A 15,421-nucleotide genomic window follows, 5' to 3' on the forward strand; every position below is an offset into this window, starting at 1 on the left:
GACGCGGATGTGAATGTGCGTTCGCGTGTCCATCGGCACAGCTCGCGGTGAGTTCGGTAGGCGTCGACCCGGTCCGGGGTCGGGGTCCTGTCCCCGCGCTCACCTTGCCAACAACGAGCGCGCGGACGATTGTTGCCCCCGATGTCTCCGCGCGAGCTGAGTAACCGTCGAATTCACGAAGTCCGCGACGCGCTGGCCTCCTATCGGCCAGCGCTGGAGGGGACCGATATCAATAACCTGTCCCGGCTGTGCCAAGCCGTGATCTTGTCGATCGACGTTCGCGACCTACGCGACACGACCACGGTCGAGTTGATCGAGCAGCTCGAGCACGTGCTCGCGATGCTCGAGCAGCGCAGCACCGGCGAGATCAAGACCGCCGTGCGCCTGCACGACAGCGACGTGATCGTGCTCGAGAGCTGCATCGACGATCAACCGTTCTTGGTCTCGGGCGTGCGAGCCCTGCTCGCTCACGAGCGCCTCGAGATCCGCGCGTCACTCAACGCCGTGACCAAGCTGCGCCGCGATCGCAAGGGCCAGCTCGTCGACTTCAACACCGGCACCCGCGAGTCGATCATTCGGGTCGAGGCCCGGATCCCCGACGGCTACGACGTCAGCAGCGAGGCGCTCGAGCGCCTGCGTGGGCGGCTCGAGCAGCGCCTGCGCCTGACCTCGGCGATGGTCGGCGACTTCTCGGCGATGAAGTCACACATCCGCTCGCTGGCCGACGAGTACGCGAGCGCGGCGGCGATGAGCGCGGCCGAGCTGTCCGTCGATCTGCGCGAGGCTGAAGGTCTGCTTCGGTGGCTGTGCGACGACAACTACGTGATCTTCTCGGTCGAGGAGTACGGCCGCGACGGTGAGAACCTCGTCGCGCTCGGGACCGCGGCGACCGGGTTGCCCGCCCGCGACGGCGAGCTCCTGCGCAAGGCCGGCAGCGAGGTCACGCGCCTCGTTCGGTACCAGCGCAGCCGCGAGGAGTCTCCGGTCCACCGGGCCGGCAAGCCTGGCCACTTCGTGTTCACGGCCGTCAACCGATCCGGCGAGCCAACCGGGGTCACGGTGGTCGATGGCCTGTTCACCTACAAGGCTCTGCACACGCCGCCAGAAGAGATCCCGTACCTGCGCGCTGCGCTGCGCGACTTCTTGCGTGATCGCGAGGTCTCGGTCGACAGCCACCGCGGCAAGAACATCACCAACGCGTTCAACTCCTTGCCGCTCGAGTACCTGCTCGCCGAGTCGCGCACCAACGTGTGGGAGCTGACCGATCGGGTGCTGCGGGCCGAGGAAGAGGGCGGCAGCGACGTTCACATTCAGGTCGGCGAGGGCGGGCGGTTCGCGTTCGTGTTCATCTCGCTGCCGCGCGAGCAGTTCTCGGAGGAGCTGCGCGTCGAGCTGCAGCAGCTGTTGCTCGCCGAGCTCGGCGCGAGCTACTCGGACTTCGGCGTGTACCTCGATCGCTACGACAACGCGATCGTCCACTTCTATGTGACCGCGGCCGATCAGCTGCGCGCGATCGAGACCGACAGCCTGCGCGCCAAGGTCCACGCGATGGCCAAGGGCTGGGGCGAGCGCCTGCGCGAGGCGCTGCAGCACTACGTCCGCGACTACGAGCCCGACCTCGAAAAATTCGAGGAGCGCGTCGATGATCTGTTCGCGGACTACGTCGACGCCTTCAACGAAGAGCACCGCCGCCGGGCCGCCGACGATCGCTTGGTTGGGGATCTGCGCTGCATCGAGAACCTCCGCGCTGGCGCGCCGCTCGACTGTGATCTGTTCATCTCGCGGACCGGCGACCACCCGGGCAGCCTCAACCTGCGGGTGTTCTCGCGTGATCCGCTGACGCTCAGCGCCCAGCTCCCGGTGATCGACAGCTTCGGGTTCGAGGTCATTGATCAGTACACCCGCGAGCTCAAGCTGCCGCACGCGATCCAGTACGAGATGCACACCTTCCGGCTCAACATCCGGCGCGAGCGACAGCGTCCGGTGCTCAGTCGGGTCGGCGAGATCACCCGGGGCCTGCGGGCGGTCTACGGCGGCAGCGCTGGCCGCGACCGCCTCAACCGTCTGGTGGTCTCGACAGATCTGGGCATCGACGACGTCGCGGTGCTGCGCGCCTACGTGGCGTACCTGCACCAGCTCGGGGTGGTCTGGGACAGCGATCTCATCCACAAGGTCTTGGTCCAGCACTCGACCGTCTCGGCCGCCTTGGTCCTGTGGTTGGCCGCGCGCTTCGATCCGCGCGAGACCGGCCTCGACGTCGCGCTGGTCACCAAGACCCTCGAGACCGAGCTGCGGGCGGTCTCCAACTACACCGCTGATCGGGTGCTGCAGGCCGTCGCCGAGGTCGTCCGCGCGACCGTGCGGACCAACGCGTTCGTCAACCCCGAGGGCGCGGCGCTGGCGTTCAAGATCGACGGCGCGGGGGTCAGCCATGGCCCGCGTCCGCGTCCGTTCCGCGAGATCTGGGTCTACCACCCGCAGATGGAGGGCGTGCATCTACGCGGCGGACGGGTCGCGCGTGGTGGTCTGCGCTTCTCGGATCGCCCCGACGACTTCCGCACCGAGATCCACGGGCTGATGGCCACGCAGATGGTCAAGAACGTGCTGATCGTGCCGATGGGGGCCAAGGGCGGGTTCGTGCTGCGGCATCCGCCTGCAGATCGCCGGCGCCTGCGTGAGGCAGGGGACAGCTACTACCAGGTGTTCATCCGCGCGCTGCTGTCGCTGACGGACAACGTCGTCGACGGCGAGGTCGTGACCCCGGACGGCATCGTCCACGCCGAATCTCCGGATCCCTACTTGGTGGTGGCCGCCGACAAGGGCACCGCGCACCTGTCCGACACCGCCAACGCGATCAGCATGGAGCAGGGCTTTTGGCTCGACGATGCCTTCGCCTCGGGCGGCTCCAACGGCTACGACCACAAGAAGACCGGCATCACGGCGCGCGGGGCCTGGGAGCTGGCCAAGCGCAACTTCAGGGAGCTCGGCGTCGAGCCCGAGCAAGACGTGATCACGGCGATCGGCGTCGGTGACATGAGCGGTGACGTGTTTGGCAACGGCTTGCTCCGCAGCAAGACCATCAAGCTGCTCGCCGCTTTCAACCACATGCACGTGTTCATTGATCCCGACCCGGATCCCGCGGCGTCGTACGCCGAGCGCGAGCGACTGTTCAACCTGCCGACCTCGAGCTGGGCCGACTACGACGCCAAGCTGCTGTCGGCCGGCGGCGGCGTGTACCAGCGCGAGTCCAAAGAAGTCCCGCTCTCGCCCGAGGCGCGGGCGATGCTCGGCATCGAGGACAACGCCGTGATCAGCGGTGACGAGCTGATCCGGGCCGTCATGCGGCTCAAAGTCGATCTGTTCTGGATGGGCGGGATCGGGACCTACGTCAAAGCCCACGACGAGACCCACGCCCAGGTCGGCGACAAGGCCAACGACAGCGTGCGCGTCGACGCCCGCGACCTCGCGTGTCGGGTGTTCGCCGAGGGCGCCAACTTGTCGATCACCGATCGCGGCCGGGTCGAATTCTCGCGCCGTGGCGGGGCCGTCTACACCGCGTTCCTCGACAACTCGGGCGGCGTCGACACCTCGGATCACGAGGTCAATATCAAGATCCTGTTCGCGCCCTTGCTGGCGTCGGGCGCGATCACTCGCGAGCAGCGCAACGCCGTGCTCGTCGAGGTCGAGGGCGAGGTCTGCCAGCGGGTCTTGGCCAACAACCGGTCGCAGGGCCGGATGGTCAGCTACGACGTTCGCCGCTCGCGCCCAGATCTGTGGCGCTACGCCAGGACCTTGACGCTGCTGACCACGGCCGTGCCCTTCGACCCCGACGCGTTCGCAATGCCCAACGCCGACGAGCTCGCCAACCGTCACCGGCGCGGCGACGGGCTGTTCAAGTGCGAGGGGGCCGTGCTCGGATCCCACGCCAAGATGTTGGCCTACCGCGAGCTGCTCAGCGACGAGCCGCTGCCCGAGCAGATGGCGCTGTCACTGGTCCGCGCGTACTTCCCAAGCCGGATCCTCGAGCTCGCCGGCGAGGAGGCGCTCGCCAACCACCTGTTGTTCCGCGAGATCGCCACGACGATGGCGGTCAACCATATCGTCGACAACGCCGGGTGCAGCTTCTTCGCCGAGATGACCACCGCGACCGGCCGCAGCCGTCGCGACGTCGCCGTGGCGTACCTGCAGGCGCTCGAGCTTGGCGGCATCGAGGCGCTGCTGGCCGAGCTTCACGCGCTCGAGGACAAGCACCGCCAAGAGGGGGTGTACCGGGCCATGGAGCGACTCGGCTTCGCGCTCGAGGACGCCACGTTCTACCTGCTGGGCCCGATCGCCGAAGGCGGGACGATCGACTCGGCCAAGACCCAAGCGCTGCTCGCAACGATCCTCGACTACGTGCCCAAGACCTCGCGGCATCGCTCGCGGCTCGAGCGTCACGTCGATCTGCTGACCGAAGCTGGGATCCCACCCGCGCTCGCGCTCGCGGTCGCGCGGACCCGGTTCTTGCTGATCGTGTTCGACGCGATCGAGATCGGTCGGACCCAGAACAAGCCGCCCGAGCAGGTCCTGCGCCTGCGCCTGGCCGTGTCCGACGCGATGCGCATGTCGGAGCTACAGTCTGCGATCTCGCGGATGGAGCTGGCCTCGACCTGGGACGGTCCCGCCGTGCTCTCGCTCGGCCGCCAGCTCGAGTTCCACGCGCACAAGATGACGCTGCTGGTAGAGGACGACGACATCGACGGCATGATCAACGCCTACGGCCTCGGCAACGTGCAAAAGCTGATCGGCGAGTACCTCGAGGGCGACGTCACCGTCGCCAGCCTGGTCATGCTCGACGGCCAGCTCCGCCGCCTGCTGCCCCCCATGCGCGGCGGCTGACAAACGCCCCCGGCGGCCGCATCAACAAAGCGCAAAGCGCATGTCGGGGGGTCCTATACCCCCCGACCCACCCCTTCCCGGTGCCCACACACCCCCCGAGAAAACGTCCCGGGGGAGCGAGCGGTCGCAGCCCACGAAGTGCGAAGCCGTATGTTGGGGGGACATATCTCCCCCCGACACAACATCCGCCGAAGCCACCCGAGCCCCCTTCCAGGGGGCCACACATACCCCCGCGAACAGCCAGCCCCGAGGAGCGAAGCGACCAGACGCGAAGCGGCTGCAGTCGGCGAAGTCTAAGGTGTATGTGGGGGTCTTAAGCGATCTCGAGTCCGCTGAAGAAGTAGCCGATCTCGAACGCCGCCGTGTCGTCCGCGTCGGACCCGTGGGTCGCGTTGCGCTCGATGTTGGTCCCGAACTGCCCACGCATGGTGTCCTTCGGCGCTTCCTTTGCGTTGGTCGGCCCCATCAGGTCACGCCAGCGCTTGATCGCCCCGTCGCCCTCGAGCACCAGCGCGACGATCGGCCCCTCGGTCATGAAGGTGACGAGGTCCCCGAAGAAGGGCCGCTCCGAGTGCACGTGGTAGAAGCCCTTCGCCTGGCGCTCGGACAGGTGCAAAGTCTTCATGGCCACGATTTTGAGGCCCGACTCCTGAATGGCTGCGATGATCTTGCCCTGGTAACCTGCGGCGAAGGCGTCGGGCTTGATGGCGGCGAAAGTTCGTTGCATGGCGGCGGAAGCTAGGAGTTCGTCCTTCGTTTGTCCAGAGTGAGCAAGGTCTGGCAAGATCCCGGCATGATTAAATGCAACCGCGCAGCCAAAACGGACGCGCAGCGGATTCAAGAGCCGCTCGCGCGCGCTCGCGGTTCAAGCGTGACCTTGCTCGCGGGCGCGCTCGCGCTGCTCGGCGGCTGCGGGCCCCACGACTTTCCGGGCCGCGAGGGCTTCACCGACAGTGGCACCGAGACCGACAGCGGCACCGAGACCGCCGCGACCGAGACCGACACCACGGAGACAGAGACGGAGACCGGCGACCCCGAGTGCCCCGAGCTGGTCAACACCGGCAACGTCGCCCTCAACTCGCCCGAGATCCTCGAGCTGCTCGACGGGGTCACCCGGATCGAGGGCGACGTCGAGATCACCGGCGAGTTCGGCGAGCTCGAGAACGGGCTCGAGAGCCTGCGCTGCCTCGATGAGATCACCGGCTTCGTCTACGTCCACGACACCGACCTGCGCAACTTCGTGGGCCTCGAGCGCCTGCGCCGGATCGGCGGTTATTTTTACGTGGGCCAGTCCTTCAACCTCGAGGATCTCACCGGGCTCAGCGCGCTGCGGCAGATCGGCGCGTACTACCACCTGACCGAGAACCCGGCGCTGCGCAGCACGATCGGCACCGATCTGCTCGTCGACGTCGGCACCTTCGTGTTCGTCGACAACAACCCGCTGCTCGAGGATCTCGACGGCCTCGCCGGGCTGCCGGGGACCAACGGGCTGCTGCGCATCGACTCCAACGCGTCGCTGCTCAACCTCGACGGGCTCTCCAACATGATCGGCGTGCGCGGCGATCTGGGCATCGTCAACAACCCCTCGCTGTCAAACACGGCCGGGCTCCAGGGCATTCAGGCCGTCGCAGGCAACGTGCTGTGGCAGAGCAACCCCGGGGTGTTCAGCCTCAACCTCGACAGCTTGAAGACGATCAAGGGCTACTTGGTGGTCACCAACATGCCCAACCTCGCCAACCTCGACGACCTGTTTGGGCTGGCCGGGATCAACAACCAGCTGTACCTGTGGGACACGGGGCTCAGCAACATCGACGGGCTGTTGGATCTCGAGTTCCTTGGCGGCACGGTCTGGCTCGAGAACAACAACAACCTGACGAACCTCGACGGCCTCTTGTCGCTGACCGAGGCGTTTGGGGCCGTGATCATCGACCAGAACCTCGCGTTGGCCGACGCCTCGGGGCTCTCGAACCTGCAGTTCGCCCACGACGGGCTGTCGATCTGGGGCAACCCCAACCTCGCCGTGCTCGAGCTCGACAGCTTGGTGTCCGTGGCCGACTACCTGCGCGTGGGCTACTCGTCGGTCGACCAGGTCAGCGCCCCGCAGCTGGCCGAGATCGGCGGCGATCTGCTGGTGTTCAACAACGACCAGCTGCAGCTGTTCGCCGGGTTCGCCCAGCTGCAGACGATCGGCGGGCGCCTGTACTTCCGCGAGAACCCCGGGCTGACCGCGGTCGGGTTCCCAGCGCTCACGCAGGTGTTCGGCCGCGTGCAGTTCATCGACAACGACGCGCTCGCCAACCTCGACGGGCTGTCGGCCGTGCAGCTGGCCCAAGGGGTCAACATCCGCGAGAACTTCTTGCTGACCAACATCGCGGGCCTGTCGGGGCTCACCCAGGTCCCCGGGATCTTCAAGGTCGTCCAGAACGAGGCGCTGTCCAACATCGGCGGCATCAACTCGCTCACCCAGATCGGCGGCGACCTCGAGATCCGCGACAACTTCAACCTCGCCGCGATCCCAGGTCTACAAGCGCTCAACGCAGTCGGCGGCGATCTAGACGTCGTCGGCAACATCGATCTGCCCACCTGCAGCGCCAACGCCTTCGCCAGCAGCGTGGCCAACGTAGGCGGCATCATCACCGTCACCGGCAACCAGCCCGACGAGTGCAGCCCCTGAGCTGTCATCAGCTCGGGCAAGGGCTTCTCGCCCGCTTGCGGACGCCTTCGACGACTGGTGCACTGATGGCAGCGAGCTGTTTTCAGCTCGGGCGAGGGCTTCTCGCCCGCTTGCGGACGCCTTCGACGACTGGTGCACTGATGGCAGCGAGCTGTTTTCAGCTCGGGCGAGGGCTTCTCGCCCGCTTGCGGACGCCTTCGACGACGGGTGCACTGATGGCAGCGAGCTGTCATCAGCTCGGGCGGCCCACGGTGAACCCGCCGCGAGCGAGGCCGCCAGGCGCGACCAGAGATCTGCATACCCCCGTGCAAACTGCGACCTCTCACACTGCGCAAGCAGCCCACGTCGAGGCGCCCCACGCGTCCGCTCCACGACGGAGAGCCCCCGGCGAACAAACGGCCCGAGGAGCGGCTGCAGTCGGCGAAGTGCCCGTAGACGTCGGCCGAAGCCACCCGAGCCCCCTCCCAGGGGGCCACACATACCCCCGCGAACAAACGGCCCGAGGAGCGGCTGCAGTCGGCGAAGTGCCCGTAGACGTCGGCCGAAGCCACCCGAGCCCCCTCCCAGGGGGCCACACATACCCCCGCGAACAAACAGCCCCGAGGAGCGAAGCGACCAGACGCGCCAGCGGCTGCAGTCGGCGAAGTGCCAAGGTGTATGTGGGGGTCTGAGATAGGTAGGCTTCCCCCATGTCCACCGACCTCACGGGCGACGCGTCGGGCGTCGACGACTTCGCGCATCTGCACCTCCATACGCAGTACTCGCTGCTCGATGGTGCGATCCGCATGAGCGATCTGTGCGCCAAGGTCCAGTCCCGCGGCATGAAGGCCGTGGCCATGACCGACCACGGCAACATGTTTGGGGCGATCCAGTTCTACCAGACGGCCAAGGCCCACGGCGTCAAGCCGATCTTCGGCTGCGAGGCGTACATCGCCGACGGCGACGCCAAGGCCAAGTCCGATCGCAAGAACTACCACATCGTGCTGCTGGCCAAGAACGAGGTCGGCTACAAGAACCTGCAGCGGCTGGTCAGCTACGGGCACCTCGAGGGCTTCTACTACAACCCCCGGATCGACCGGAAAGTGCTGCGAGAGCACAGCGAGGGCCTGATCGGGCTGTCGGCCTGCCTTGGCGGCCACATCTCGCGCTTGGTCAGCGCCGGCGACATGGACGGCGCCCGCGAGCGGGTCCGCGAGTACGCCGACATCTTCGAGCCGGGCCAGTATTTCTTGGAGCTGCAGCCCAACCGGTTGCCCGCGCAAGAGCAGGTCAACGCCGCGCTCGCGCAGCTTGGCCGGGATCTGAACGTACCCACGGCCGCGACCAACGACTGCCACTACGTCGATCAGACCGAGGCCCACGCCCACGAGGTGTTGATGTGCATGGGCATGGGCCGGACGATCAACGACGAGAAGCGGCTCAAGCACGACTGCGACGAGTTCTTCATCAAGTCCCCGGACCAGATGTGGGGCTACTTCAACCAGTACCCGGAGGCGATGGAGAACACCGCTCGGATCGCCCGGATGTGCAACGTGGAGCTCGAGCTCGGGCGGCCGGAGCTCCCAGACTTTCGCCTGCCCGAGGGCATCGCCGACGAGGTCGAGTACCTGCGCAAGGTCGCCTACAAGGGCCTCGCGGATCGGCTCGCGGAGATGCGCGCGCTCGGTCGCAAGCCCAACGAAGATGAGTACCGCGCCCGGCTCGAGCGCGAGCTGGGGATCATCATCGGCATGAAGTTCCCCGGCTACTTCTTGATCGTCTGGGACTTCATCCGTCACGCCAAGCAGATCGGCGTGCCGGTTGGCCCCGGGCGCGGATCCGGAGCGGGCAGCCTGGTCGCCTACAGCATGCGGATCACGGATCTGGATCCGCTGCAGTACGATCTGCTGTTCGAGCGGTTCTTGAACCCCGAGCGCGTGTCGATGCCGGACTTCGACATCGACTTTTGCATGGATCGCCGCGAAGAGGTGATCCGCTACGTGACCGAGCACTACGGCGCCGAGCGGGTCGGACAGATCGCAACGTTTCACAGCCTCAAGGCCCGCGGGCTGCTGCGCGACGTGTGCCGGGTGATGGAGAAGTCTCCCGGCGAGGCCAACGAGCTGGCCAAGATGATCCCCGAGGGGCCCAAGGTCTCGCTGTCGCTGTGCATGGCGGATCCCAAGGCGATCAAGGCCAAGATGAAGGCCGATCCAGACAAGGCCGGCAAGCTCGAGGGCAAGCTGCAGATCGCAGAAGCGGGGACCAAGCTGCGCAACCGCTGTGAGGTCGACGCCGGGGTCCGCAAGATCGTCGAGATCGGCTGCTCGCTCGAGGGCCTCAACCGCCACGCGGGCATGCACGCGGCCGGGATCGTGATCGGCAACCGGGCGCTGACCGAGCACGTGCCCTGCTTCAAGGCCGACGACAAGATCGTCACGCAGTACACGATGACCGACGTCGAGCAGGCCGGGCTGGTCAAGTTCGACTTCTTGGGTCTCAAGACCCTGACCGTCATCAAGCACGCGGTCGATCAGATCAACGGGCTGCCGCCAGCGTGGCGGCTGGATCCCACCAGCGTGGATCAGGAGCCCGAGCAGGGCCAAGCCGATGGGGGGGGCCTGGCCAACTTCGACATCGACAAGATCCCGCTCGACGACGCGACCGTCTACGAGATGATCTCGCGCGGCGAGACCACCGGCGTGTTTCAGCTGGAGTCTTCGGGCTTCAAGAAGCTGCTGCAGAAGCTGCGGCCCGACAAATTCGAGGACATCATCGCCGCGGTCGCGCTGTACCGGCCCGGTCCGCTCGAGGGCGGCATGGTCGATCAGTTCATCGACTGCAAGCACGGCCGCAAGCAGATCGAGTACCCGCACCCGCTGCTGGCTGGGGTCCTGCGCGAGACCTACGGCGTGTTCGTGTACCAGGAGCAGGTCATGCTCGCGGCCCAGATCCTCGCTGGGTTCTCGCTTGGCGGCGCCGACTTGATGCGCCGGGCGATGGGCAAGAAGAAGGCCTCGGAGATGGAGCGACAGCGCAAGCTGTTCGTCGACGGATGCGCGTCGCTCAACGGCATCTCGGACAAACTGGCCAACGAGATCTTCGACTTGATCGACAAGTTCGCCGGCTACGGCTTCAACAAGTCGCACTCGGCCGCGTACGGGCTGATCACCTACCAGACCGCGTATCTCAAGCACCACTATCCCGAGTGCTTCATGTGCGCGCTGATGACCTGCGACAAGGACAAGAGCGAGAACGTGGTCAAGTTCATCGCCGAGGCCCGGTCCATGGGGATCACCGCGCTGCCGCCCGACGTCAACGAGTCGGCCTCGGACTTCAACGTGGTCGTGCGTGACCGGCCGGCTGAGGAGCCGGCGGAGCAGGGGGGCGAGCCGCGGCCCAAGACCAAAAAAGCCGCGCGTCGCCGGGCCCGCGAGCGAGCCCGGCCCGAGGGTCAGATGTTGGCGATCCGGTTCGGCATGGGCGCGGTCCGCAACGTCGGGGGCAACGCCGTCGAGTCGATCCTGAGCGCGCGCGCCAGCGAGGGCCGGTTCGAGAGCGTGTTCGAGCTGTGTCGCCGGGTCGATCTCAAGCGGGTCAACAAGCGCACGATCGAAGGCTTGATCCACGCTGGCGCGCTCGACTCGATCGCGGACGGGCAGGGCCGGGCCGCCTTGGTCGGCGCGATCGATTCGGCCGTCGAGCAGGGCCAGAGCAGCCAGCGAGATCGCGACAGCGGTCAGACCGGGCTGTTCGACATGTTTGCGAGCGAGCAGGTGTTCAACGAGACCTACCCCAAGGTCGCCGAGTGGACGCCGCGCCAGCGCTTGATCAACGAGCGCGAGGCGCTGGGCTTCTACCTGACCGGGCACCCCCTCGATCGCTACCAGCAAGACGTCGACAAGCACGCGAGCGTGCGCATTGGCCAGCTGCGTCCCGAGCTGCAAGGCAGCGAGCTGGTCCTGGGTGGCGTGGTCTCGGAGCTGCGCGAGATCACGACCAAGGCCGGCAAGACCATGGGCTTTTTTCAGCTCGAAGATCAGTTTGGTCGGGTCGAGGTGATCGTGTTTCCGCGGACTTGGGCCGAGCGCACCGATCCCGAGGACGAGGACTCGCCCAGCTGGGGCGACTGGCTGCACGGGCACGGTGAGGATCCGGTGTTCGTGACGGGCAAGCTCGAGGCCGACCAGAGCGAGACCGGCGAGGTCTCGCGCTACAAGTTGTTGCTCGCCAAGGTCGAGCCCATCGCCACTGTTCGCGAAGCCCGAACTCGCGGTGTGCGCGTGCGCCTGCGCGCGGAGCAGCTCGACGACGCGCGGATCCTCGCGCTCAAGCATGTCGTCGCGGATCACCGCGGCGGTTGCTCGATGGAGCTCGAGGTCACCGTCCCGGGGCGCTACGCGACCAAGGTTGCGTTTGGAGATCAGTTCAGGGTGTCCGCGGACGACTCGCTGTTCTTGGCGCTCGAGCGCCTGTTTGGCGAGCCGGTCGCAGAGCTGGTCTGAGATCGCTCGCGGGCGGCTTCTGATCAAAACCGCGTGTGGGGGGCCGTCGAGCAATGATAGCCTCGGAGGGCGGCCGCCGGGTCGCTCGACTCTAGGTGAGGCCGCATGCAGATCCACGGATACGGAGAGACCGACGTTGGCCGCAGCCGCGCGCACAATGAGGACTATGTCCTCGTCGAGCCCGCGCTCGGCCTGTTCGTCGTCTGTGATGGAATGGGTGGTCACGCCGCTGGCGAGGTCGCGTCCGAGACGGCGGCCAAGGCGGTCCACCGTCACGTCGCCAGCCAGAACCACATCCTCAGCGGCTTCGACGGCAGCCAGCAGGCCTGTGAGGCGGTCGAGGGGTTGCTGCGCACGGCGATCCAAGGCGCGTCGGCCGAGGTGTTCGATCTAGCCCGCGCCGGGCAGGGCCGACACGGGATGGGCACGACCTGCATCGCGTTGATCGTCGTTGGCGGCAAGGGCTTCATGGGCCACGTCGGGGACAGCCGGATGTACATGGTCCGCGACGGGCGGGTCTGGCAGCTGAGCCAGGATCACACCTTCTTCAACGACGCCGTCCGCAACGGGATGATGAGCTTCGAAGAGGCGCGCTCGAGTCCGTGGGCCAACATGGTCACGCGCGGCGTCGGCATCCAGCGCTCGGTCGCCGTCGACACCCTGGTGTTCGACGTCGTCGCCAACGACACGCTGTTGCTGTGCTCCGACGGGCTCACGGCCTACATGCAGGAGCACCACGAGATCGCCTCGGTGCTGTCGGATCCGGCGCTCCCCGGTCTACCGAAGAAGCTGGTCCGGCTCGCCAACGAGCGCGGGGGAGGGGACAACATCTCGGCGATCGTGGTCCGCGGCGTGACCGAGATGCCTGCCCGCAGCGATGACGACGCGCGGCGGGTCCAGGTCACCCAGAACCTGCAGACCCTGCGGCACATCGCGCTGTTCATGGATCTGGGTGACCCCGAGATCGTCCGGCTGTTCAACAAATTTCAGGCCTTCGAGCACCCGCCCGGCGCGGTGATCATCAAGGAGGGCGACGACACCGACTCGATGTTCGTGATCGTCGAGGGCGACGTGCAGATCGTCCGGGCCGGCAAGGTCGTGGCAAGCCTGACCCGTGGCGCGCACTTCGGCGAGATGGGCCTGCTCAACCAGCGCCCGCGCTCGGCCACGGTGACCGTGACCTCGCCAACCCAGATCCTCGTGCTCGAGCGGCGCGCCTTCAACGAGGTCCTGCGCGAAGACACGGGCCTCGCCGCCAAGCTGCTCTACAAGCTCGCGCAGATCTTGAGCTTGCGACTCGACGAGAGCTTTCAGGGCGACGCGACCGAGCACGCCGAGCGCAAGACCCTCGAGCTCGGGGTCCTGTCGCCGTTTCGCCCACGCTGGTAGCGGGAGGCGCAGGCACCCCCCGCAGCGATCGTTGTCGCCGCGGCCTCGTCCACCGCGAGTGGGGGCCCGCTCGATCAGTCGTCGAGGGGTTCTTCGGAGCGCTTGCGCGACCCCGGCTGAACGAGGGTCTCGGACCGCTTGGCGTCGAGGCTCTGCTTGGGCTTTGCGACCGACTTGCGCTTGGCGGGCTTGGGGATGACCAGTGCGGGCTTGGTCTTGGCCGCCTTCTTGGCCGCCGGCTTGGCTGCGCTCCGCTTGGCTGCCGCTGGCTTGGACGTGGGTCGCTTGGTCGCGGGCCCTTTCGTGGACTTCTTGGACGCGGACTTTTTGGTAGCGGGCCCGGCTGTCGACTCTTTGGACGCGGACTTTTTGGACGCGGACTTTTTGGTCGCGGACTTTTTGGTCGCGGACTTTTTGGTCGCGGACTTCTTGGTCGCGGACTTTTTGGTCGCGGACTTCTTGGTCGCGGGCTTTTTGGTCGCGGGCTTCTTGGACGCGGGCTTCTTGGTCGCGGGCTTCTTGGCAGCGGGCTTCTTGGCAGTGGTCTTCTTGGCAGCGGGCTTCTTCGCGGCCGCCTTCTTGGACGTGGACTTCTTGGCCCCGGCCTTCCGCTTCGCGGTCGGCTGGCGACCCGTGGCCTTGTCTGCCGCTGGGAGCGTGCTCTCACCGGCCGCCAACGGCTGCTTGCGGCCAGACCCTTGACGCCGCTCACCCGACTGATCGAGCCCGGACTCCCCAGCGCTCGGCGTGGGCCCAACGTCGGTCTCGCGCCCGCGGGGGCGCGGCTCACCCAGCGCGAGCCAGTCGCTTGGTGGCAGGCCCAGCCGCTCGCGGCGGGCGTCGTCGTAGCCGAAGAACACAGCGAGCTCGTCGAACACGCTCAACTCGAGCTCCTTGTCGAGCTGCGCAGGTTCACGGGCGAGTCGCAGCAAGTTGCGGCGGTACAGGGCGAGCCCGGTCAGCGTGGGAGCGACGTCGGTGTCACGAATGCTGCGGGCGGCGAGCGCCAGTGTCCGCGCCCGGGGATCGACGCCCTCGAGCACCAGCTCGAAGGGGGGCGCCTCGTTGACGACGACCACGAACCCCGGCTCGCGCGCGAGCACGCGCAGATCTGGATCCGCGCAATTGACCAGCAGATCGACCACCTTGCTGTGGATGTCGGCGGGCTGCGGCGACCACTCGGGGCTGGCCTGGCGCGCGTCGAGCTGCAGCACCTGCAGGGCTGCGTGGGCCGCCCGAACCGGCTCGCCGGCCATGTAGGCGGCTTCGTTGCACAGGTACCAGACGTCGGCGTCGTCGCCGAAGCGGCGCAGCAGGCCGTCGAGCCAGGGCAGGGCCTCGTCGGGAACGCCGAGGTCCATGTGCAGGCGCGCCACTCGGATCGCGAACTGCACGACCCGTCCCATGATCGGCTCGATGTCCTCGCTGTCGAACTCGGGCGGATCACCCGCGAACTCGCGCAGCAATCGCGCGAGCTCCTCGCGCGGGGTCTCGGCGTCGAGCAGCTGATCGAGCACCCACAGCTCGGTGAGCTGGTCGAGGCGCTCGGCGGCGGCGCCCCGATCATCTAGCGCGACCAAGGCCTCGACCTCGATCAGGCCAAAGTCGAGCTGGTCCGCCAAGGTCGCCTCGTCGAGGTCGCGCGCGTGGCTCGCTCGCATCAGGGCGCGCTGCGGATCCTCGAGGTCATAGAGGAGCAGCTGGGCGGCGGCGAGCTGCGCGTCGACGTAGTCCGCGTCGGCCTCGATCGCGCGCTCGTACCACTCGAGGCTGCTCTCTGGGTCCGACTCCGCGAGGCTGATCGCGGCCATGAGCATGGCCGCGTCAGGCACCTCGGGCCGAATCTTCAGGGCCTGGTGGGCCGAATTGCGCGCGCGTTGATAGTCACCGCGATCGAGCAGCGACCACCCGCGGTCCAGGTGCGCAGTATATCGACTGGCCTCACCGAAGCCGTCGTCGTCTTGATCGTACTCCCGACGGGGCACCCCGCTCCTAT

6 protein-coding genes are annotated in these 15,421 nt (G+C 67.1%); 4 read left to right on the forward strand and 2 right to left on the reverse strand.

All coding sequences use genetic code 11. The annotated features are described in order from the left end of the window. Positions 1-141: 141 nt before the first annotated feature. Positions 142-4,878 carry an NAD-glutamate dehydrogenase domain-containing protein gene (locus tag DB30_RS34100; RefSeq protein WP_052557056.1) on the forward strand — a complete coding sequence of 1,579 codons (4,737 nt, stop codon included), beginning with the start codon at positions 142-144 and terminating at the stop codon, positions 4,876-4,878. A gap of 313 nt (positions 4,879-5,191) precedes the next feature. Here the strand turns inward: DB30_RS34100 and ndk are convergent, their stop codons facing one another. Beyond that, a complete protein-coding gene (gene ndk / locus DB30_RS34105; protein ID WP_052557059.1) occupies positions 5,192-5,605 on the reverse strand; it encodes a nucleoside-diphosphate kinase in 414 nt (137 codons plus the stop codon). A 66-nt stretch (positions 5,606-5,671) separates the two neighbouring features. Between ndk and DB30_RS34110 the strand changes: the two genes are divergently transcribed. The 3 genes from DB30_RS34110 to DB30_RS34120 all read left to right on the forward strand — a co-directional run bounded on the left by DB30_RS34110 (position 5,672) and on the right by DB30_RS34120 (position 13,425). After that, the gene (locus DB30_RS34110) at positions 5,672-7,552 is read left to right on the forward strand and encodes a receptor L domain-containing protein (protein WP_146661880.1); all 1,881 of its coding nucleotides are present in this window, start codon (positions 5,672-5,674) and stop codon (positions 7,550-7,552) included. A gap of 689 nt (positions 7,553-8,241) precedes the next feature. Then, a complete protein-coding gene (gene dnaE, locus DB30_RS34115; RefSeq protein ID WP_052557063.1) occupies positions 8,242-12,036 on the forward strand; it encodes a DNA polymerase III subunit alpha in 3,795 nt (1,264 codons plus the stop codon). A gap of 105 nt (positions 12,037-12,141) precedes the next feature. After that, positions 12,142-13,425, forward strand: coding sequence for a cyclic nucleotide-binding domain-containing protein (locus tag DB30_RS34120; protein WP_052557065.1), 1,284 nt, complete (start codon positions 12,142-12,144; stop codon positions 13,423-13,425). A gap of 74 nt (positions 13,426-13,499) precedes the next feature. On the opposite strand, the gene DB30_RS34125 is transcribed toward DB30_RS34120, so the two are convergent. Beyond that, positions 13,500-15,410 (reverse strand): tetratricopeptide repeat protein, encoded by a 1,911-nt coding sequence (locus tag DB30_RS34125; protein WP_146661883.1) that lies wholly within the window; start codon positions 15,408-15,410, stop codon positions 13,500-13,502. Positions 15,411-15,421: the final 11 nt, after the last annotated feature.

This window comes from Enhygromyxa salina (assembly GCF_000737335.2).
Taxonomy (GTDB): Bacteria; Myxococcota_A; Polyangia; order Nannocystales; family Nannocystaceae; genus Plesiocystis; species Plesiocystis salina_C.